Below are 20149 nucleotides of genomic sequence, written 5' to 3' on the forward strand. Positions count from 1 at the left end.
GTTCGCGTTCGCGTCACGGGTCAGCGTTTGCCGCGCACAGTTGAGCCCACGGTAAGCGTGCCCCACAATTCCGGGCGACTCGAAGCCCCGCTTGTGCCGCCACGCGCCGTTGTTCGCGAATCGATATGGCTGCGCCGTATGCAGGAACGGGTACAACCAACAAGGAGCCGCTGATGCCTGCCACGACTTCCATCCACGGTCAGTGGACGACCCGCCTGGCCTTTATCCTCGCGGCCACCGGGTCGGCTGTCGGACTCGGCAATATCTGGCGTTTTCCCTATATCGCGGGCGACAACGGGGGCGGGGCCTTCGTGCTGGTCTACCTCGGCTGCATCCTGCTGATCGGGCTGCCGGTGATGATGGCCGAGATCCTGCTGGGCCGGCGCGGCCGCCAGAGCCCGATCAACACGATGGTGACGCTGGCGCGCGAGGAGGGGCTGAGCCGAGGCTGGGGCATGATCGGCTGGATCGGTGTGCTCGCCGGGTTCCTGATCCTGTCGTTCTACAGCGTGGTGGCCGGCTGGTCGCTGTCCTATGTGTTCAAGTCCGGCACGGGCGGTTTCATGGGGCTGGATGCGGATGGCTCGGAGGCCATGTTCGATGGCCTGCTCTCTAATCCCGAGGCCCTGCTGGCCTGGCATACGATCTTCATGGTGATGACCGCGATGGTGGTCGCGCGCGGCGTGCAGTCCGGTCTGGAGAAGGCCGTGACCATCCTGATGCCGCTGCTGTTCGTGATGCTGGTGGTGATGGTCGGCTACGCGATGGTGGAAGGGCACTTTATCGCGGGGCTGGAGTTCCTGCTGTACCCGGACTTCTCGGCGCTAACGGCCAACGCGGTGCTGCTGGCGATGGGGCAGGCGTTCTTTACGCTGAGCCTCGGCATGGGCGCGATCATGATCTATGGCAGCTACCTGCAGAGCGAGGCCTCGATCGCGCGGACGTCGGCAACCGTGGTGGGGGCCGATACCCTAGTGGCGATCATGGCTGGGCTGGCGATCTTTCCGATCGTGCTGGGCGCGGGCCTTTCGCCCGAGCAGGGCCCGGGCCTGATCTTCGTCACGCTGCCGCTGTCGTTCGCGGAGATGCCGGGTGGGCTCTATTTCGGGACCATGTTCTTTGTGTTGCTGGTCTTCGCGGCCTGGACCTCGTCGATCTCCATTATCGAGCCGGCGGTCGCCTACCTGGTGGAGAACATCGGCATGACGCGCGTGGCCGCGAGCGCCAGCATCGGCATCGCCGCCTGGCTGTTGGGGATCGGCGCACTGCTGTCGCTGAACGTCTGGTCCGATTACACCCTGTTCAACATGGGGATCCTGGACCTGCTGGACTATGTGACTGCTAACATCCTGCTCCCGCTGGGCGGGTTTCTGATCGCGGTATTCGTGGGCTGGCGCATGACCGAGCGCTCGGTCCAGTCCGAGCTGCGCATGAAACTCGGGGGGCTGTACCAGATCTGGTATTTCCTGGTGCGCTTCGTAGCCCCGATCGCCATCCTGTTTGTGTTCCTGCGCGCGGTGGAGCTTATTTGATGTCCTCGACAGTTCGGCGCTCGGCGGAGGTCCCGTACACCCGCGAGCAGATGTTCGACCTCGTCAATGACGTGGATTCCTACTCCCAGTTTCTGCCGGGTTGTCGGAGTTCGCGTGCGCGCATGCGCAACGACGAGGAGGTGGAAGGCACCATCGAGATGGCCAAGGGCGCCCTGCACAAGTCGTTTACCACCCGCAATCGTGTGCAACGCCCCGAGCGCATCGATATCCATCTGGTCGACGGGCCGTTTCGCCGCCTGCACGGCACCTGGCGCTTTACCGACCTGGAAAACGGCCAGACGCGAATCTCGCTGGAGCTGGAGTTCGAATTCGCCAGCCGCCTGATGTCATTCGCGATCGGGCCGATCTTCCATCAGCTGGCCAACTCTTTCGTCGACGCCTTCGTACGGCGTGCGCGCGAGGTCTACGGTGGCCGATGATACGGAGGCGGTCAGCCCCGAGTCGGGGGAGGGCACGATCCGCATCGAGGTGGCCTATGCGCGCCCCGACCGCCAGGTGATCCTGCCACTGGTCGTGCCCGAGGGGACGACCGTAGACGCCGCCCTGCGGCAATCGGAGATCGACGCGCAGTTTCCCGAGATCGATCTGGACAATGCCAAGGTCGGGATATTTGGCAAGCTCACCCGTCGCGACACGGTGCTGCGCCCCAGGGACCGCATCGAAATCTACCGCCCGTTGATTGCCGACCCGAAAGAGGTCCGTCGTCAGCGGGCCGGCAAGAATCGGAAAAAGCCCGGCAAGGGGGGCGCGCAGAAGGGGGACGATCAGGCTTCCGCAAAACCTGCAGGCCAGAAGCAGGAGGGCGAAACCGAGGGTGGAAACGATTCGGCCAGCGATTGATCCGGCCGGCTGCGATCAGTTGTCGTCGATGTCGACCGGGTATTCGTCCAGCGCGACCGGTTGCGGCACGTCGGAATCGACATAGCTGACCACGCCATTCTCGAAGAACACCGTTACGCGGCGCTGCTCCGTGGGACCGATGCCGGGTCGGCGATAGTAGACGTAGTCCCAGCGGTCTTCGCGCTTGAACGCGCCGTCGATCTGTGGCGACCCCATCAGAAAGCGGACCTGCTGCCGGGTCATGCCCGGCTGGATCTGGGCCACCTGTGTCGCGTCGATGACGTTGCCCTGCTGCACGTCGAGGCGGAACTGGTTGAAGCCACTGCAGGCACTGAGCAAGCTTGCAGCCACGGCAATAGAAATGAGAATCTTGATCATCGAGCCGGCGGGTCCCCAGAAGTCGGATGGGCCGTTGAACGCGCATGGTACACCAAAGCGTCCGGATGCTCTCAAGCAATCCGGTGACGGGAATCGAAGGATGGAAACAAGCGATCTCAAGAAAGCGGGGCTCAAGGTCACGCTGCCGCGGATGAAGATTCTGGAGATCCTCGAGAACTCCGAGACGCGTCACCTGACGGCCGAGGCCATCTACCGCGAGCTGCTCGACTCCGGCGAGGAGATCGGGTTGGCCACGGTCTACCGCGTACTGACCCAGTTCGAGGCGGCGGGGTTGGTGTGCCGGCTGCATCTGGAAGGTAGCCAGGCCGTGTTCGAGCTGGAGCGTGGCGGGCACCACGATCACATCGTCTGCAATCAGTGCGGCCGCGTGGAAGAATTCTTCGACGAAACCATCGAGACTCGCCAGCGTGAGATCGCACGCCAGCACGGCTTCTCCATCAAGGACCACGCCCTGGTTTTGTACGGCGACTGCAGCGACAGCGCCTGCCCCCACCGCCCGGTCTGACCCGCCCTCACGCTGTTTCCCGGTCCGGCCGTCTCGTGGCTGGTCCCGCTCCGGCCTGTCACGCCCTCCACAAGGGCTAATATCGGGGAGGGAAGTGCCAAACAGAAGGTGTTCCAGCGCCTGCCATAAGCCCCTAGCTGTAGGGTCCGTTGAGCGTAGCGAAACGCACCATGCCGATGCTGGGGCAACCCCCTGATGCGATTCGCTGCGCTCATCCGCATCCTACCTGCCCCCCGGCGCGCGCTCGCGAGTGAGCGCATGGCAGAGTGCGGACCGAAGGCACATAAACACCGGATGCCGAACCAGGGCCTGCCACAACAAGGCAGGCGGCTGGACGAAGCCACCGTAAACACCAGCCGACGAACCATGCCTAGTCTGAAAGGCGTGAGGGTGTGGCTCAGGTGGTGGCGAGCCGGTCGAGCAGCGCACGATAGCCGGTGCGGTAGTCGGGGTAGCGCAGTCGATAACCACTGGCATGCAGCCGGTCGTTGCGGCAGCGTTTTCCGCGAACATCACCGGCCGGCATCGGCGGCGTCCCCGGCGGATCGATCGCCAACTTCTGCGCCAGCCAGCCGAGCAGTTCATGCCGCAACGCCGGGGCGTCATCGACGCCCAGGTAAAGCGGTTCGGGGGTGTCCAGATGAAACAGATGGGTCAGCAGACCCACGCAATCCTCGCGGTGGATGCGGTTGGTCCAGACCGGTGCTTCGTGCTGGCCGCGCACGCCCTCGCGGACCTTGCGCAGGTGGTACTCGCGCCCCGGCCCATAGATGCCGCCAAAGCGTACGACCACGCCGGCAAACGCGCTGTCGGCCAGCAACTGCTCGGCTTCCAGCAGGCAGCGTCCGGAGAAGCGGGTGGGCTCGGCGGGGCTGGTCTCGTCCACCCAGCGGCCGTCGTCGGCGCCAAACACCGAGGTACTGGAGACAAACACGATGCGGCGCGGCCGCTGATGTCCCTGCTCCAGCGCGGCGAGGGTGTTGCGCAGACCGTCGACATAGGCGCGGCGGTAGGCCTCCTCGGTGAACTCGCCCGGGGTAGCGATGAAATAGACGGTATCCAGCGCCGGGGGGAGTGGTGGCAGCGCGTCCGCGCAGGCGAAGTCGCCGGCCAGCGGCCGGATCGGTTCCGGGATGCGCTCAGGCTGGCGTCGCAGGCCCCAGACCGAATGCCCGGCAGCAGCGAGTCGTTCTCCGACCCCGCAGCCGAGATCGCCGCAGCCCATGATCAGGATGTTGGCCATTGGTTTCTCCAGGAGGCCTTCGCAACCTAACGTTTCCATGCGCGGAAGGCCAGCTTTGGGAATTTTTTCCCAACAAGTGCGGGTTCGACCCGGGGCAATGGCTCGGGCATGCTGGGGGCGCAGACGTAGGGGGGATATCGCTTGGGCAAGGCCAGCCGCAGGAAGGGGGACGCATGCGCCTGTGGATCCGGGCTGGACCGTACGGCTTGCTGCGGGCGGTATCTGGACGGCACGGCCGCGGCCCCGACGGCGGAGGCGCTGATGCGCTCGCGCTACGCTGCCTTCGTGGAGGGTCGCGAGGACTACCTGCTGGTTACGTGGGCTACCGCGACACGCCCCGAATCCCTGTCGCTGGAGCCCGATCAGCGCTGGCTCGGTCTGACGATCCGCGCGACCGAAGCAGGTGGGCCGGAGGATCGGGAGGGCTGGGTCGAGTTCGTCGCCCGTTCGCGGGTGCGCGGCCAGGGGGTGCGCCTGCACGAGCGCAGCCACTTTTGCCGCGAGGACGGGCACTGGGTCTATGTCGACGGGGAGTTTCCAGGCGCATGAGCAATGGGGATCGCCCGGCCGGTTCGCCGGTGGACGCGGCGCTGCTGGAACGGGTGCTGGAGTCCCTGCGTGCGAACCCTCGGGGATGCACCGAGCATGCCCTGATTGCGCAACTGCACGATCAGGGGGTGGAGCCGTTCGCCGCGGCGCGCCTGCAGGAGCCGCTGAGCCTGTTCCAGACCCATTTCCTGCTGTTCCATTGCCTGTACCGGCTGCGCGATGTGCTGGCGCAGGGGGGCGAATGGCTGCGTATCCACTGTCTGGATATCGGGATCGAGCCGCTACGGGCGGTGGACACGGCATCCGGGGTGCCCGCTCGGGCTGACCCCCTGCGGAGCTACTACCTGGATCTGACGCGGCTGGAGGGGATGGACGCGGCCGCGGTGGAGGCACTGCTGGGCGAGTTCTGGTCGCAATTGGCATGCGACGAGCGGCGTGAACAGGCGCTCGAGGTGCTGGGGCTGGAGGATCCGGTCGATGCGGATGCGATCCGGCAGCAGTACCGTCGCCTGGCGCAGCGCCACCACCCCGACCGGGGTGGTGATACGGCCGCCCTGCAGCGGATCAATGCGGCGCGCTGGGTGCTACTGGCTCAGAAATAGTCAGTCGTCCGAGTCGGACATCGTGGTCACGAAGGCCTGTTCCACGGTGAAGTTGCCGACCCCCTTGTAGTTGGTCTGGGTCCAGCCGTGTTCAACCAGCCACTCGCTCATTTCGCGGTTCATCGCCGGATTGCCGCAGAGCATCACGCGGTCGTGCTCCGGATCCGCCGGGGGCAGGCTGAGGATCTGGAACAGCTCGCCGGAGCGGAACATGTCGGCCCCGCGCTGGTTGTTGTCATACGGCTGCTGTGCGATCGGGCAGGCGAAGTCGTGGTTCTCGCGCGTCACCGTCGGCACGTAGCGCAGGCGGTCGCTGATGCGCGACTCGATCTCCTGGCGGTAGGCCAGCTCCTCGACGGTACGCACGCTGTGTACCAGCACTGCGTTTTCGAAGTGCTCGAACAGCTCCGGGCTGCGGATGAGCGAGATGAACGGGGCCAGCCCCGTCCCCGTGGCCAGCATGTACAGGGTGCGTCCGGGCTGCACGTAGTCGAAGGTTAGCGAACCGGTGACCTTGGTGTTGATCCAGACCGAATCGCCCGGTCCAGCCTGGGCCAGGCGGCTGGTCAGTGCGCCATCGGGCACGTGGATGCTCAGGAACTCCAATTCCTCGGCCTCCGGTTCGGAGACGATCGAGTAGGCGCGCGGGATCAGCTTGCCCTCGGGGCGCAGCCCCAGCGTCACGAACTGCCCGTTCTTGAACTTCAGGCCTTCCGGGCGCGTGGTCTTGAAGCTAAAGGTTTTGTCCGACCAGCGATGGGTCGAGGTGATCTGTTCTTCCGAATACGGCATGGGGTCCCACGGTTGATCAGTTGAGAATGGGCGCACGCTAACAGCTTGCCCGCGGCAAGGCGAAAGCGTTGGCTATCTGAAGGGTTGAGGCGTCAGGCCAGGGTTCAAGCCCGGTCAGGAACTGCAAAGATCGCTGAGGTAATCGGTCAGCGGAATCGGCCTGGCCAGGTAATAGCCCTGTACGAAGTCGAGCCCGATCTCGCGCAGGTGATCCATGGTCTCCTCGGATTCCACGCACTCGGCGATGGTGCGCAGCCCGAGTACATGGCCGACGCGGTGGATCGCGGTGACCATCGCCGCATCGACGGCGTTGGTCGCGATATCGCGGACGAAGCTGCCATCCACCTTGAGGAAGTCGACCGGCAGGTTCTTCAGATAGCCGAACGAGGACAGCCCGCTGCCGAAGTCGTCCAGGGAGAAGCGGCAGCCCATGTAGCGCAATGCGCGAATCAGCCCCTGCGCGCGGTCGTGATGGCTGATCGCAGCGGTTTCGGTGACCTCGAAGATGACCTGCTGTGCCTGAATGCGGAACTGGCTCATGCGGCTGGTAATGAACTCGAGCATCCCGTCCTGCGCCAGTGACTGCCCTGACAGGTTGATCGACACCACGACTGGGGCATGATCCGGGTTCTGGTCCCGGTGATCGGCCAGTTGGCTGAACACGAGCTCGACCACGTGGCGATCGATCTCGGGCATCAGGTGGTACCGCTCGGCGGCCGGTATAAAGGCACCCGGGGCGATCAGGGTGCCGTCCTCGCCGTGCAGACGCAGCAGGATCTCGGCATGGTCCAGCGGCAGGTCGGTGCCGCCAAGGGGCTTGACCGGTTGCGCGTAGGCGACGAACCGGGCCTCCTCCAGCGCGGTGCGCAAGCGCCCGACCCACTCCATCTCGCCATGACGCCGACGCAGGATCTGGTCGGAGGGTTTCCAGGTGTAGAGCCGGTTGCGCCCGAGATCCTTGGCCACGTAGCAGGCGGAATCGGCTTGGCTGAGCACCTCGGGGAGGTTCTGGCCGGCGCCCTCGATCGGGACCAGGCCGATGCTCATGCCCACATCGAAGCGGCGGTCCTGCCAGGAGAAACGCAGGCCCTGGGCAGTCGTCAGGAGCTTCTTGCCGATGGCCTCCGCACGCCCCACCGGGCAGTGCGTCAGTAGCAGGCCAAACTCGTCGCCCCCAAGCCGCGCCAGGGTGTCGCTGTCGCGGATATGCGTCGGCAGCAGGTCGGCCAACTCGCGCAGCAGTGCATCCCCGGCCTGGTGGCCGCAGGTGTCGTTGATGATCTTGAACTGGTCCAGATCCATGTAGAACAGCGCGTGGGGCGTATCGCCCTCTTCCAGGGTACGCAGGGCCTCGTCCAGTCGGCGTTCGAATTCGCGCCGGTTACACAGGCCGGTGAGTTCGTCGTGGGTCGCCTGGTGATTCAGTTGCTGGGTCATCCGCCACAGCTCGGTGTGATCGTGCAGCACGACCACCACGCCTTCACTGTGGTGGTCCGGGCGGCGCAGGGGCGAGACCAGCAGGCGTACCACGCGGGCGGCCCCATCTCGACGCCGCAGCACCCGCTCCGGCGATTCGAGGGTCATGCCTGTTTCCAGGCACTGCGTAACCGGGTTCATGACCCGGTGGCCGGTATGCGTGTCCTCGAGCTCCAGTACCTCGTCGAGGCGCTGGCCCTGCACCGCCGTGGCATCCACGCCCAGAAGGTCGCGGGCCGAGGGGTTGAGATAGGTCAGGCGTCCGGTGGTGTCCGCGGTGAGTACGCCGTCGCGGATCGAGTGCAGTGTGGTCAGGAGCCGATCCCGCTCCGAGGCGGTACTCGCCTCGGCTGCACGCAGCGAGGTGATGTCCCAGGCGACGCCGAGGACACCCTGTTGTGATGACTGGGTAACCTCCATCGGCATCCAGGCGATGGCGAAGTGGCTCTCGCCGACGCGGACCTCGCTCTGGAAGCGCTCTCCGGCAAGGGCGCGATCGATCGCGGTCAGGATGGCCGGATAGTCGGCGTACAGGATGCGAGCGTCCTGTCCGACGACCTCGCCGGGGGTCAGGCCCAGACTGTTCAGGGCGGCCCCCTCGGACAGTGTGAAAACTCCATTGGGGTCCAGTCCGAACAAGATCAGGGGGGCGTGGCGAATAGTGGCCGACAGTTGCGTCTCCACCTCGCGCAGGGCCTGTTCTGCCTGTTGTTGTCGAGTGATGTCGCGGACCGTGGTCAGAACCTCGATGTCGTCGCCGGTGTGTATCGCGTTGATATGAATTTCGGCCGGAAACTCGTCTCCGTCCCGACGGCGAAAACGGCTCTCGAAGCGGGCCGGCAGGCGCTCGTCCGGTCGGCCGTGCGAGCGGTCGACGTCGGCCTGTGTGGCTTCGAGATCCAGTTCGGTGATGTGGATGCCGGTGGTCAGCTCGTCCTGTGAGTAACCCAGCAGGTGTACCGCGGCCTGGTTCGCCGCGACGACGCTGCCCGTGCAGTTGAGCACCAGTTGTGCCTCCGGGGCCTGTTCAAACAGGCGCTGAAAGCGGGTGCTGTCCGGGTGATCGGGCATGGCGACAGGGTGCGTCCTTTCGTGAGATGTCGGGCAGAAAAAGGAGTCGGCTCCCGAGTGTCACCTGTCGCGGTTGTGCTGGCAAGCCACGGTTGCCGTTGCCTGCGTGCCGGTCTATTGGGGAGCCTTTGTGAGACGGGAAAGGTGGTCCGCCGAGGGCGGCGGGGATGGGTGCTCACGACGGTTGCGCAGTTGCCCGAGCGCCCAGTCCACATGTTCACGTACCAGCGCGGAGGGGTGGTCGGCGCGAGCGCGAAGGGCCGTCTCGGCGTCAATCGAAGCCGGGCCATTGCCCAGGGCGACCGCCAGATTGCGCAGCCACTGCTCGTGGCCGATACGGCGGATGGCCATGCCCTCGGTGCGCTGCAGGAAGGTGGTTTCGTCCCAGCCGAACAGTTCCACCAGACTGGCCGCATCCAGCCCGTGGCGGGCGACGAAGTCGGGTTCCGCGGAGACCTCGGCAAAGCGATTCCACGGGCAGACCAGCTGGCAGTCGTCGCAGCCGTAGATGCGGTTGCCGATCAGCGGGCGCAGCTCCTCGGGGATCGATCCCTTCAGCTCGATGGTCAGGTAGGAGATGCAGCGCCGGGCATCCAGGTCGTAGGGTCCGCGAAAGGCCTGGGTCGGGCAGATGTCGAGACAGGCGGTACACGCCCCGCAGTGTTCGCCGACCGGGTCGTCCACCGGGAGCGGCAGGTCCGTAAACAGCTCGCCCAGAAAGAACCAGGACCCACTCTCGCGGGCGAGCAGGTTGGTGTTCTTGCCGATCCAGCCGAGCCCGGCGCGGGCGGCCAGGGCCTTTTCCAGAATGGGCGCGCTGTCGGTGAAGGCGCGATAGCCGTGCGGCCCTGCCGCGGCTTCGATGCGCCGGCCCAGCTCGGTCAGGCGCTTGCGGATCAGCTTGTGGTAGTCCCGGCCGAGGGCGTAGCGGGAGACATAGGCGCGGTCCCGTTCGGCCAGCTGGATGGCCGGGCGCCGGGTGCGCGGCGGGAAATAGTCCATGCGCACGCTGATCACGCGCTGTACGCCCGGCATCAGTTGTGCGGGGTCGTGGCGCAGTGCGGCGCGTTCGGCCATCCAGCCCATCTCGCCGTGCGAGCCCTGCTGCAGCCAGCGGTCCAGGTGCTGGCGATCCGCCTCCGGGACCATGGCGGGCGCGATGCGCAGCGCCTGGAAGCCCAGTTCGCGGCCCCAGGCCCGAATCTGTTCGGCCAGCGCGTGACATTGGCGTGGATCGAGAGGCTCAGGCACGATTTCGGCAATCATACGATCGGGGCAAGAAACGTGAATGATGGACCCGGGGTGATCCCCCTGACCAGCGCGCTCTATGACAGCGAGGGCATGCGGGCGCTGGATGCGGCCGGAATGGCCCTGCCGGAGATCGCGCCCGGGGAGTTGATGGAGCGCGCCGGGGCGGCCCTTCTGGCGGCCGTCAGGGCTCACTGGCCCGATGTGCGCCGACTCGGCATCCTCTGTGGCCCCGGCAACAACGGGGGCGACGGCTACGTGCTGGCGCGACTGGCCGCGCAGGCCGGCCTGGATGTACGGCTCCACGGCGGTCCTTCGCGTGCGCGCCCGGAGTCGGATGGTCGTCAGGCACATCGGCGCTGGATCGAGCACGGGGGCGCGGTGGCGCCGCTCGAGGGCTTCGACCCAGCGGACACCGACCTGTGGGTCGACTGTCTGTTTGGTATCGGGCTGGAGCGGCCGCTCCACGACGCCTACGGCGAGGTGGTCGAGCGCCTGAATGCCTCCGGGCGGCCCGTGCTGGCCGCGGACATCCCCTCGGGCGTCAATGCCGACACCGGTGCGGTGCCGGGACCCGCGGTGCGCGCCCGGCATACCGTGACCATGATTGCCGACAAGCTGGGCCTGCACACGGGCGCGGGCGTGGACTGCGCGGGTACCGTGGAGGTGGCGCGGCTGGATCTGCCCGAGCAGATAGCCCGGGAGGTGATGCCGCGGGCCCGGCACCTGGGCCCGGAGGACTGGCGGGATCGCCTGCCGGCCCGCCGGCCGGGGGCGCACAAGGGCGACGCCGGGCATGTGCTGGTGGTCGGGGGCGCGCCGGGATTCTCCGGGGCGGCCCGTCTGACGGCGCTGGCGGCCCTGCGCGCCGGGGCCGGGCGGGTCACACTGGCCACGCACGAGGACCATGCGGCCTGGGCCAATGCCGACCGGCCCGAAATCATGGTGCGGGTGGTGCGCGAGCCGGCCGATCTGTTGCACCTGGCCCGTCAGGTGGATGTGATCGCGGCGGGGCCGGGGCTGGGCACAGAGGAGTGGGGGCGCCGCCTGTGGCACGCGGTCGCGGATGCGGGGGTGCCCCTGGTGGTGGATGCCGATGCCCTGAACCTGCTGGCTGCGACGCCCCGTCAGACGGATTCCTGGGTCCTGACGCCGCATCCGGGCGAGGCCGGTCGCCTGCTGAATCGTCCGGCGGCGGAGGTGGAGGCAAATCGACCGGGGGCCGTGCTCGAGCTGGCGCAGCGCTTCGGCGGCGTGTGTTTGCTCAAGGGGGCCGGGACGCTGGTCGCCGACGCTGGCGGTGCGCCGCTGACCTGCGTGACCGGAGGTCATGCTGGCATGGCGGTCCCCGGTAGCGGGGACGTACTTACGGGGGTGATCGTCGCACTGCGTGCGCAGGGGCTCGAGGCGCGTGCCGCGGCCGAGATCGGGGCGGCGTGGCATTGTGCGGCGGGCCAGGCCCTGCGCGCGCGGCTGGGCAGCTGGCGCGGGCTGCTGGCGGGCGAGCTGGCGGATGCGCTTCCGGCCGCAGCCGGGGAGGAGGGGGCGTGAACGCAGGGATCCGGCTGCCGGACGCCGCGGCCACGGAGCGGGCCGGTGCGGCCCTTGCGGGGATGGAAGGCCTGCGGATCGTCTACCTGGAGGGGGATCTTGGGGCGGGCAAGACCACCTGGACGCGTGGCTTCCTGCAGGCGCTGGGGCATGCGGGCAACGTGCGCAGCCCCACCTACACGCTGGTGGAGCCCTACGAACTCCACGGGCGCAGCGTGCTGCATTTCGACCTGTATCGCCTGGCGGACCCGGAGGAGCTGGAGTATCTGGGGGTGCGCGAGGCCTTTGGCGAGCAGGCGCTCTGGCTGGTCGAGTGGCCCGAGCGCGGCGCGGGCTGGCTACCAGAGCCGGACCTGAGGGTGCGGCTGGAGTCGTGCGAGCCGAGTGGCCGCATGCTCCATGTCTCCGGACCGGCAGCCTCCAACTACCGGGCGCGCGCCGCGCAAGCCCCTTCATCCTGATAACCCAATGAAAAAATGGAACAAATCCAGCCCCTGAGAGGGGCTGCGGTTCTTGTTGGGCAAGGCATCAGTTGCAATGACACACGCAAAAACCGCGATATCTCGCTCATAAAGAACGAATTTTGCTATTGCTTTTCCAGAAAAAGCGTCCACAATGTAGGCAGACCCCCTGAATTAAAAGGGATTCGCCGTGGGCCAAAGCTCGATTCCGGATATGCGCCGCCGCCAGGTGCTGCGCGCCCTGACCGCCCTGGGGCTGGTCGGGCTGCCGCTGCCCGCGCTTGCGCGCACGGGCGTCGAGCGGGTGCGCATGTCCGTGGATGGCGACACGACGCGCCTGGTCTTCGACATGGATGGCGATGCCGAGTACTCGATGTTCAAGCTCGAGTCGCCCGATCGCCTGGTGGTGGATATCAAGAACGCCCGCGCGCTGGACGAGCTGAAGGTCAGTTCCAATCCGCGTTCGGTTGTGGAGTCCATTCGCCACGCACCACGGGATGGCGGTGATCTGCGCGTGGTGTTCGACCTGCGCAAGCCGATCGAACCGCGCAGCTTCAAGTTGATGCCCGCCCAGGACTCTCCCCATCGACTGGTGCTGGACCTGACCAGTCGCGAGGGTGCGCCGACGCAATCGGCCCGCGAGGAATCCCGCGACAACGGCGAGCCGCGCCGCGGGCGTTCGCAGGAGAACCTGCGTGATGTCGTGGTCGCCATCGATGCCGGGCACGGTGGACATGACCCGGGGGCGATTGGTCCCGGCGGGACTCGCGAGAAGGATGTGGTCCTGCAGATATCCAAGCGCCTGGCCGAGCGCATTAAGGACGAGCGCGGCATGAAGGCGGTGATGATCCGCACCGGCGACTATTTCCTGCCGCTACGCGAGCGCATCGAGCGCGCCCGTGCGGCGGACGCCGACGTCTTCATGTCGATTCATGCTGATGCCATCGCCAATCGGAACGTGCAGGGCTCTTCGGTGTACATGCTTTCCGAGCGCGGGGCCTCCAGCGAGGCCGCCCGTTTCCTCGCCCAGCGCGAGAACCAGGCCGACTTGCGCTTGGGTGGCGTGCCGATCAACGGCAAGGATGACTCGCTGACCAACGTGCTGCTGGATCTCGCTCAGAGCGGCAGCCTCGAGGCAAGCAACACGCTGGCCGAGCGCGTGATCTCCGAGCTACACCGGGTGGGCAAGGTGCGCAAGCCGGAGGTCGAGCGGGCCAACTTCGCGGTGCTGCGATCACCCGATGTCCCGTCCATCCTGGTCGAGGCCGCGTTCATCTCCAACCCGTCCGAGGAGCGCAAGCTGCGCAGCACGGACTTCCAGAACTCGCTGGCAGATGCACTGCTGACCGGTCTGCGGTCCTATTTCTCGACGCATGCCCGTCCGGGCACGCTGATCGCGGATGGCCAGCCGGACCAGCACATCATTCGCCCCGGTGAGACGCTCTCGGGGATCGCCGACCGCTACAGCCTGTCGCTGGCCGATCTGCGTTCGGCGAATAATGTCCGCGACGATCGTATCTACGCCGGTCAGGTCCTGCGAATACCGCGCGATTCCTGACGTCCGCAGGCGGATGTCCGTCACGGATTCCGGTTTGTCTCGCCGTGGTCCGTGCAGGGACGCCCGCGCGGTACGTGCAAATCGAGTCGCATTTCCCTAGGCTTGTGGGCCCATTCTGCGGTCCACGGTTGTGCGCGTGTCCATCGAGAAACTCTCCGAGCAACTGATCAACCAGATCGCGGCGGGCGAGGTGGTCGAGCGCCCGGCCTCGGTGGTCAAGGAGCTTGTGGAGAATGCCCTGGACGCGGGCTCGACCCGCCTCGAGATCCGTCTCGAGCAGGGCGGCATCCGCCTGATCCAGATCAGCGACAATGGTTGCGGCATTCATCGCGACGAGCTCCCGCTGGCACTGTCCCGCCACGCGACCAGCAAGATCCGTTCGATGGAGGACCTGGAGGCCCTGCACACCCTCGGCTTTCGCGGCGAGGCGCTCCCCTCGATCGCGTCCGTTTCGCGTCTGTCCATGACTTCGGCCGTGGAGGGCGAGCGCAACGGCTGGCGCCTCACCGGCGACGGATCGGATGTCGTTCGCGAGGCGGCGCCGGCTGCGCACCCGGTGGGCACGACGGTCGAGGTTCGGGATCTGTTCTTCAACGTCCCCGCAAGGCGCAAGTTCGTGCGTACCGAGCGTACCGAATTCAACCACTGCGAGACGGTCATCCGTACCCAGGCCGCGGCCTGCCCGGAAGTCGCCTTCACCCTGCGCCACAACGACCGCGTAGTGCTGGATCTGCCCGCCGCGGGGGATCCCGCCGAGCGCGTGCGCGCCCTGCTGGGCGAGGCCTTCATGGACGCGGCGACGCCGGTGGACGAGCAGCGCGCCGGCCTCAAGCTCTCGGGCTGGCTGGGCGCCCCGACCCAGTCCCGGGCCCAGCCCGACCAGCAGTATTTCTTCGTCAACGGTCGCGCGATTCGCGACCGCGTGCTGGCGGCAGCCGTGCGCAAGGCCTATCAGGATGTGCTGTACCACGGGCGCCATCCAATGTTCGTGCTGGAACTCGAACTGGACCCGGTGCAGGTGGACGTGAATGCCCACCCCACCAAGCAGGAGGTGCGTTTCCGCGAGTCGCGGATGGTGCACGACTTCATCTTTCACGCCCTGCACAAGGCACTCGCAGATGTCCGTCCCGGGGATGGCGGGATGCCGGGGTATCTGCCGCCTGACACCGGGGCCGCTCAGGCGGTGCAGGAGCGGGCCACCGCAGCCTTCCCGCGCGAGCGAGCCCTGAGCGGGCTGGGCGTGCCCGAGTACCGGACCCAGGACCGGCCCACTGCGGCCGGGTTGGGCGAGCGCCCTGGTTATGCGGCTGGCGGATCACCGGATTATGGAGCGGCCTGGGCCGAGTTCCGCGGGCCTGCTGCGGTGGCCGAGCCCGAGACCCGGGCATTCGAGGCGGCAGACAGCGCGGATGAGGACGCTGGAGCGGCAGGCATGCCACCGCTGGGTTTCGCCCTGGGACAGGTCGCGGAGACCTTTATCCTCGCCGAGAATGCGCACGGCCTGATCGTGGTCGACATGCATGCGGCGCACGAGCGTATTACTTATGAGCGGCTCAAGCGCGAGTGGGGTGCGCAGGGCATCACCTCGCAACCCCTGCTGGTGCCGGAGTCGCTGGACGTGACACCCACCGAAGCCGCGCTGGCCGAGGAACATGCCGGTGTACTGGGTGCCCTGGGTTTCGAGCTGGATCGTTCGGGGCCGGAGACGCTGACCCTGCGCGCGGCCCCGGCGCTGCTACGCGGGCGTGACACCGTCCAGTTGGTGCGCGATGTGCTCGCGGATCTCGCGGCCGTGGGCTACAGCCACCGTGCCGAGGGCGAGATGAATGCCGTGCTCGGCACCATGGCCTGCCACGGTTCGGTGCGTTCCGGACGCCGCCTGACGCTCCCGGAGATGAACCAACTGCTGCGCGACATGGAGGCGACCGAGCGTTCCGGCCAGTGCAACCATGGCCGCCCGACCTGGGTGGAGCTCGACCACCAGGCGCTGGATCGTTTGTTCCTGCGGGGGCGATAGTGGACACATTCGGACCCGGCCGCCCGCCGGTCGTGATCCTGGCCGGACCGACGGCCTCGGGCAAGACCGCGCTGTCGCTGGCGCTCGCCGAGGCGCTGGAAGGCGAGATTATCAGCGTCGATTCCGCGTTGGTGTATCGGGGCATGGATATCGGCACCGCGAAGCCGATTGCGGAGGAACGCGCCCGCGTGCCGCACCATCTTCTGGATATTCGCGATCCGGAGGACACCTACAGTGCCGCCGACTTTGCGCACGACGCCGAGGAGGTAATCGCCGGGATCCATGCGCGCGGTCGGGTGGCCCTGCTGGTGGGCGGAACCCTGCTGTACCTGCGTGCCCTGCTGGATGGCTTTGACGAAATTCCCGAGGTGCCGGCTCCGGTGCGCGAACGGGTGCGGGCGCGCCTGGACGTGGAGGGCGGGCTGGTTCTGCATCGCGAACTCGCCAACGTGGATCCGGAGGCGGCGGCGCGTATCCACCCGAACGACCCGCAACGTATCCTGCGGGCGCTGGAGGTCTTCGAGGCGACCGGACGGCCGTTGTCCAGCTTCCAGAAGGGTGCGGCGGCCCGCGTACCGAAGGGCTGGGTATCGATGGCCCTGTGGCCGGAGGATCGTGACGTCCTGCGCGAACGGATCGCCCAGCGCTTTGATGCGATGCTGGAGGCCGGGTTTGTCGACGAACTGATGGCCCTGCAGCAGCGACCGGGGCTGACGGCGGAGCACCCCTCCCAGCGCGCGGTGGGCTATCGCCAGGGCTGGCAGTGGTTGGCGGGGGAGCTCGGCTTTGCGCAGTTCCGCGAGCGGGCGATCGCCGCGACACGGCAACTGGCCAAACGCCAGCTGACGGGGCTGCGGCGGTTTCCCCTGCATGCGCGATTGAACGCGTCCACCGTCGATCGGTCGGAAGTGTTGAACGTGGTTCGCCACGCGGACTTCGATCGTTGATGTGCTACTCTCTGGAAAGGCCCCGCCAGGGCTTGCTGGAGGAGCATCCGGCGTGTGGCGAGATGAAGAATAACAACCAAGGAACGCACTGATGGCCAAAGGGCAAATGCTGCAGGAACCCTTCCTGAACGCGCTGCGTCGGGACCGTGTGCCGGTCTCGATCTATCTGGTCAACGGCATCAAGCTGCAGGGGCAGATCGAGTCCTTCGATCAGTTCGTGGTGCTGCTGCGCAGCACCGTCTCGCAGATGGTGTACAAGCACGCGATCTCGACCATCGTTCCGTCCCGCCAGGTGCGCATGAATACCGAGGGCGAAGAGGCCGCTACCGCTGAAGCGGAGGCATAGGGTTTCTTGAGCATGAGCGGGAGGTTCGTCTTTTTTGTTTGAGCGCCCCGACAGCGCCGGCGATCGCGCCGTGCTGGTGGCACTGGCCATCGGCGAAAACCCCGATATCGAGGCCCAGGTCCAGGAATTCGACGAGTTGGTCCGCTCCGCTGGTGCGGATGTGCTGGAACTCGTACGGGGTTCACGCGACCGCCCGCACCCCCGTCTGTTCGTGGGCGCCGGCAAGGCCGACGAGATTCGCGCCGCGGTCGAGGCCCAGGGCGCCGATGTGGTGATCTTCAACCACGCGCTCTCGCCCAGCCAGGAACGCAACCTCGAACGTCACTTGCAATGCCGTGTGCTGGACCGCGCGGGGCTGATCCTCGACATCTTCGCCCAGCGCGCGCGGTCGCACGAAGGCAAGCTGCAGGTCGAGTTGGCCCAGTTGCGGCACATGGCCACGCGGCTGGTGCGCGGGTGGACTCACCTGGAGCGCCAGAAGGGCGGCATTGGCCTGCGCGGGCCGGGGGAAACCCAGCTCGAAACCGACCGCCGCCTGCTGGCCGCGCGCATCAAGCATATCGAACGACGCCTGGAGAAAGTCGAGCGCACCCGCGAGCAGGGGCGTCAGGCGCGTCTGCGCAACGAGATCCCCACCGTGTCCCTGGTGGGCTATACCAACGCCGGCAAGTCCACGCTGTTCAACCGCCTGACGCACTCCGATGTGTACGAGGCGGATCAGCTGTTCGCGACCCTGGACCCGACCCTGCGGCGGCTGGACCTGGCTCCGCACCAGTCGCTGATCCTGGCGGACACGGTCGGGTTCGTGCGCGACCTGCCGCATGAGCTGGTCGCGGCCTTCAAGGCAACCCTGACCGAGACCCGCGAGGCCGCGCTGCTGCTGCACGTGATCGACGCGGCCGATCCCGAGCGCGAGGCACGCATCCGCCAGGTGGAAGAGGTACTCAAGGAAATCGGTGCCGAGGACGTGCCGTGCTGGCGCATCTACAACAAGATCGACCGCCTCGAGAATCCGGCTGCCGCGCCGGAGGACCGGTTCGGCATGGCGGACGACGCCTTCTGGCTGTCGGCCCACACCGGCGAGGGCGTGGCCCGGCTCGAGCGGCGCCTGGCCGAGACCTTTACCGAGTCCATGCTCCGCGGCTGGGTCGAATTGCCGGCCAGTGCCGGGCGCCTTCGCGCGCGGCTGTACGAGGAAAAGGCAGTCGAGTCCGAACAGACCGCCCCGGACGGTGGTATTCAGCTGCGTCTGAGTCTGCCCGAGCGTCGCTATCGCCAGTTGTTTGACGAGGCGGGGCTGGACCCGGATGCGGTGCGGCTGGAGGCCGAGGTCGACGTCGAGACCATCCCGCGCGCCGCCGGCGATCACTGATCCAGTCCCATTCAATCTGGCCCTTCGGGAACTTTCGTGCTAATAACTGACCAAATTAGTCAGAAATTAGCACGAACCCGAACCTGAAGGAGGGGGCATGATTCTGGAACGCTTCGAGGACACCGGTCTGTCCCAGTTTTCTTTCGTCGTCGGTTGCCAGGGCAGCGGCGAAATCGCCGTCGTGGATCCCCGGCGCGACGTGGATGTGTACCTGGACTACGCGGAACGCCATGGCTACCGCATCGCGTACGTGATGGATACCCATATTCACGCCGATTTCGCCTCCGGTGCCCGCGAGCTGGCGGACAAGACCGGCGCGCATCTGCTGCTGTCCGGACATGACGAAGGTGAACACTTTCACGTGCAGTTCCCGCACGAGGACCTGCACCACGGCGACGTCATCCGTTTGGGTAACGTACGCCTGGAGACCCGCCACGTGCCGGGGCACACCCCCGAACACCTGATGTTCATGGTGTACGACGGCGCCCGTGCCGAGCAGGACCCGATCGCGATCCTGACCGGCGACTTCCTGTTTGTCGGCGCATTGGGGCGCCCGGACCTGCTCGGCGACGAGGCCAAGCAGGCGCTGGGGCGCCAGATGTTTGCCAGTGTGCGTGACCAACTGGGCGATCTGCCCGATGGCGTTGAAGTGCATCCGGGCCACGGGGCCGGTTCCGCCTGCGGGGCCGGTATGGCCGGACGGCCGGTGTCCACGCTGGGCTACGAACGGCGTACGAATCCGTATCTGGATCCGGCGCTGGACGAAGATGCCTTCGTGGCTAAGCTGCTGGACGGCCTGCCGCCCATCCCGGATTTCTACCCGCGCAACAAGCGCATCAACTCCGAGGGCCCGCGTTCGGTCATCCCGCTCCCGGGTCTGGACCGGCCGTTGGAGCCCTCCGAGGTCGCGCGCCGTGCCGAGTCCGGCGAGATTACCGTGATCGACCTGCGCGATCCGCTGGCATTTGGTGGCGGTCACATCCCGAATGCCCTGGGCATCGGCATCGATGGTCCGTTCGCCAACTGGGCCGGCTGGGTCACGCCGGATGACACCCCGATCGTGCTGGTCGACCAGGATGGTGACCCGGCGATGATCGAACGGGCCGTGCGGTACCTGGTGCGCACCGGGCGCGACTACATCGAAGGCTATGTGCGCGGCGGCATGGGGCCTACAGCATGGCTGGCCTGCCCCTGGCGACCCTGGCTCAGCTGGACGCGGGCCGTGCCCGTGAGGCGTTGAGTCGTGGTGATGTCCGTCTGCTCGACGTCCGGGCGGTCTCCGAGTACGCCGCTGGCCATGCCGAAGGGGCCGTCAATCAGCCGGTGGCCGATACGCGTGACGGTGTTCCCGCGATCGACCGTAGCGAGGCCGTTACGGTGGTGTGCGGCAGTGGTTACCGCTCGACCGTGGCCGGTTCCATCCTGCAACGGCTGGGGTATCGCGAGGTGTACAACGTGGTGGGCGGAATGACCGCGTGGAACCGCGCGCTGTCGGACACTGCTGGAGGCCGCGAGGCGGCCTGAGCCCGCGGCTTCGTCTGGCACCTATTGGGGCGTTCGCCCGGGTATCGGCGGACGTCCCGGATCGGCCGGGCTCTTGCCCGAGTGCCCGTGGCGGG

General features: G+C 66.9%; 18 protein-coding genes and 1 pseudogene. 14 read left to right on the top strand and 5 right to left on the bottom strand.

Features of this window, described 5'->3' with window-relative positions; translation table 11 throughout:
* Nucleotides 1–173 precede the first annotated feature (173 nt).
* From F623_RS0103885 to F623_RS0103895, 3 genes are read left to right on the top strand one after another with little or no spacing between them, the layout of a single operon-like run.
* Nucleotides 174–1532: a sodium-dependent transporter gene (locus tag F623_RS0103885; RefSeq protein WP_018860612.1), complete on the top strand. Its 1359-nt coding sequence runs from the start codon at nucleotides 174–176 to the stop codon at nucleotides 1530–1532.
* Nucleotides 1532–1972, top strand: coding sequence for a type II toxin-antitoxin system RatA family toxin (locus tag F623_RS0103890; protein WP_018868043.1), 441 nt, complete (start codon nucleotides 1532–1534; stop codon nucleotides 1970–1972). Before F623_RS0103885 ends, F623_RS0103890 begins: the two co-directional genes overlap by 1 nt.
* Nucleotides 1962–2393, top strand: coding sequence for an RnfH family protein (locus tag F623_RS0103895; RefSeq protein WP_018860610.1), 432 nt, complete (start codon nucleotides 1962–1964; stop codon nucleotides 2391–2393). Before F623_RS0103890 ends, F623_RS0103895 begins: the two co-directional genes overlap by 11 nt.
* Before the next feature lie 15 nt (nucleotides 2394–2408).
* Here F623_RS0103895 and F623_RS0103900 read toward each other — a convergent pair whose 3' ends face one another.
* On the bottom strand, nucleotides 2409–2771 hold the full coding sequence (locus F623_RS0103900; protein ID WP_018860609.1) for an outer membrane protein assembly factor BamE: 363 nt from the start codon (nucleotides 2769–2771) through the stop codon (nucleotides 2409–2411).
* 100 nt (nucleotides 2772–2871) lie between these two features.
* Between F623_RS0103900 and fur the strand changes: the two genes are divergently transcribed.
* Nucleotides 2872–3297: a ferric iron uptake transcriptional regulator gene (fur, locus tag F623_RS0103905; RefSeq protein WP_018860608.1), complete on the top strand. Its 426-nt coding sequence runs from the start codon at nucleotides 2872–2874 to the stop codon at nucleotides 3295–3297.
* A 397-nt stretch (nucleotides 3298–3694) separates the two neighbouring features.
* Here the strand turns inward: fur and F623_RS0103910 are convergent, their stop codons facing one another.
* Nucleotides 3695–4540 (bottom strand): SDR family oxidoreductase, encoded by an 846-nt coding sequence (locus F623_RS0103910; protein ID WP_018860607.1) that lies wholly within the window; start codon nucleotides 4538–4540, stop codon nucleotides 3695–3697.
* A gap of 141 nt (nucleotides 4541–4681) precedes the next feature.
* On the opposite strand from F623_RS0103910, the gene F623_RS0103915 reads away from it, so the two are divergent.
* Nucleotides 4682–5089, top strand: coding sequence for a YchJ family protein (locus F623_RS0103915; RefSeq protein ID WP_081618316.1), 408 nt, complete (start codon nucleotides 4682–4684; stop codon nucleotides 5087–5089).
* Complete coding sequence (locus F623_RS0103920) at nucleotides 5086–5691, top strand: DNA-J related domain-containing protein (RefSeq protein WP_018868041.1); 606 nt, start codon at nucleotides 5086–5088, stop codon at nucleotides 5689–5691. Before F623_RS0103915 ends, F623_RS0103920 begins: the two co-directional genes overlap by 4 nt.
* Here the strand turns inward: F623_RS0103920 and F623_RS0103925 are convergent, their stop codons facing one another.
* The 3 genes from F623_RS0103925 to queG all read right to left on the bottom strand — a co-directional run bounded on the left by F623_RS0103925 (nucleotide 5692) and on the right by queG (nucleotide 10296).
* A complete protein-coding gene (locus F623_RS0103925; protein WP_018860604.1) occupies nucleotides 5692–6483 on the bottom strand; it encodes a ferredoxin--NADP reductase in 792 nt (263 codons plus the stop codon).
* Between the two features lie 114 nt (nucleotides 6484–6597).
* Nucleotides 6598–9030: an EAL domain-containing protein gene (locus F623_RS0103930; protein WP_018860603.1), complete on the bottom strand. Its 2433-nt coding sequence runs from the start codon at nucleotides 9028–9030 to the stop codon at nucleotides 6598–6600.
* Nucleotides 9031–9144: 114 nt separating this feature from the next.
* The gene (gene queG / locus F623_RS0103935) at nucleotides 9145–10296 is read right to left on the bottom strand and encodes a tRNA epoxyqueuosine(34) reductase QueG (RefSeq protein ID WP_018868040.1); all 1152 of its coding nucleotides are present in this window, start codon (nucleotides 10294–10296) and stop codon (nucleotides 9145–9147) included.
* Between the two features lie 18 nt (nucleotides 10297–10314).
* Between queG and F623_RS0103940 the strand changes: the two genes are divergently transcribed.
* The 8 genes and pseudogenes from F623_RS0103940 (at nucleotide 10315) to F623_RS12810 (ending at nucleotide 20054) form a co-directional block, all read left to right on the top strand.
* The gene (locus F623_RS0103940; RefSeq protein WP_026279335.1) at nucleotides 10315–11829 is read left to right on the top strand and encodes a bifunctional ADP-dependent NAD(P)H-hydrate dehydratase/NAD(P)H-hydrate epimerase; all 1515 of its coding nucleotides are present in this window, start codon (nucleotides 10315–10317) and stop codon (nucleotides 11827–11829) included.
* On the top strand, nucleotides 11826–12290 hold the full coding sequence (tsaE, locus tag F623_RS0103945) for a tRNA (adenosine(37)-N6)-threonylcarbamoyltransferase complex ATPase subunit type 1 TsaE (RefSeq protein ID WP_018868038.1): 465 nt from the start codon (nucleotides 11826–11828) through the stop codon (nucleotides 12288–12290). The genes F623_RS0103940 and tsaE overlap by 4 nt, the downstream gene beginning before the upstream one ends.
* A gap of 214 nt (nucleotides 12291–12504) precedes the next feature.
* The gene (locus tag F623_RS0103950; RefSeq protein WP_018860599.1) at nucleotides 12505–13848 is read left to right on the top strand and encodes an N-acetylmuramoyl-L-alanine amidase; all 1344 of its coding nucleotides are present in this window, start codon (nucleotides 12505–12507) and stop codon (nucleotides 13846–13848) included.
* Between the two features lie 136 nt (nucleotides 13849–13984).
* Complete coding sequence (gene mutL, locus F623_RS0103955) at nucleotides 13985–15865, top strand: DNA mismatch repair endonuclease MutL (protein WP_018860598.1); 1881 nt, start codon at nucleotides 13985–13987, stop codon at nucleotides 15863–15865.
* Nucleotides 15865–16812, top strand: coding sequence for a tRNA (adenosine(37)-N6)-dimethylallyltransferase MiaA (miaA, locus tag F623_RS0103960; RefSeq protein ID WP_018868037.1), 948 nt, complete (start codon nucleotides 15865–15867; stop codon nucleotides 16810–16812). Before mutL ends, miaA begins: the two co-directional genes overlap by 1 nt.
* A gap of 91 nt (nucleotides 16813–16903) precedes the next feature.
* Complete coding sequence (hfq, locus tag F623_RS0103965; protein WP_012981909.1) at nucleotides 16904–17158, top strand: RNA chaperone Hfq; 255 nt, start codon at nucleotides 16904–16906, stop codon at nucleotides 17156–17158.
* Between the two features lie 34 nt (nucleotides 17159–17192).
* Nucleotides 17193–18530 (top strand): ribosome rescue GTPase HflX, encoded by a 1338-nt coding sequence (gene hflX / locus F623_RS0103970; protein WP_018860596.1) that lies wholly within the window; start codon nucleotides 17193–17195, stop codon nucleotides 18528–18530.
* Between the two features lie 97 nt (nucleotides 18531–18627).
* Nucleotides 18628–20054: pseudogene (locus F623_RS12810) on the top strand (rhodanese-like domain-containing protein).
* Nucleotides 20055–20149 lie beyond the last annotated feature (95 nt).

Origin of the sequence: Thioalkalivibrio sp. ALD1, from assembly GCF_000381245.1 — a bacterium.
GTDB lineage: Bacteria > Pseudomonadota > Gammaproteobacteria > Ectothiorhodospirales > Ectothiorhodospiraceae > Thioalkalivibrio.

What these genes read in the sequence shown, in the direction of transcription:
- F623_RS0103950 (WP_018860599.1), top strand. Translation starts at nt 12,505, where the DNA reads ATGCGCCGCCGCCAGGTGCTGCGCGCCCTGACCGCCCTGGGGCTGGTC.
- F623_RS0103890 (WP_018868043.1), top strand. Translation starts at nt 1,532, where the DNA reads ATGTCCTCGACAGTTCGGCGCTCGGCGGAGGTCCCGTACACCCGCGAG.
- F623_RS0103920 (WP_018868041.1), top strand. Translation starts at nt 5,086, where the DNA reads ATGAGCAATGGGGATCGCCCGGCCGGTTCGCCGGTGGACGCGGCGCTG.
- fur (WP_018860608.1), top strand. Translation starts at nt 2,872, where the DNA reads ATGGAAACAAGCGATCTCAAGAAAGCGGGGCTCAAGGTCACGCTGCCG.
- queG (WP_018868040.1), bottom strand. Translation starts at nt 10,296, where the DNA reads ATGATTGCCGAAATCGTGCCTGAGCCTCTCGATCCACGCCAATGTCAC.
- F623_RS0103900 (WP_018860609.1), bottom strand. Translation starts at nt 2,771, where the DNA reads ATGATCAAGATTCTCATTTCTATTGCCGTGGCTGCAAGCTTGCTCAGT.
- F623_RS0103925 (WP_018860604.1), bottom strand. Translation starts at nt 6,483, where the DNA reads ATGCCGTATTCGGAAGAACAGATCACCTCGACCCATCGCTGGTCGGAC.
- F623_RS0103930 (WP_018860603.1), bottom strand. Translation starts at nt 9,030, where the DNA reads ATGCCCGATCACCCGGACAGCACCCGCTTTCAGCGCCTGTTTGAACAG.
- hfq (WP_012981909.1), top strand. Translation starts at nt 16,904, where the DNA reads ATGGCCAAAGGGCAAATGCTGCAGGAACCCTTCCTGAACGCGCTGCGT.
- F623_RS0103910 (WP_018860607.1), bottom strand. Translation starts at nt 4,540, where the DNA reads ATGGCCAACATCCTGATCATGGGCTGCGGCGATCTCGGCTGCGGGGTC.
- F623_RS0103885 (WP_018860612.1), top strand. Translation starts at nt 174, where the DNA reads ATGCCTGCCACGACTTCCATCCACGGTCAGTGGACGACCCGCCTGGCC.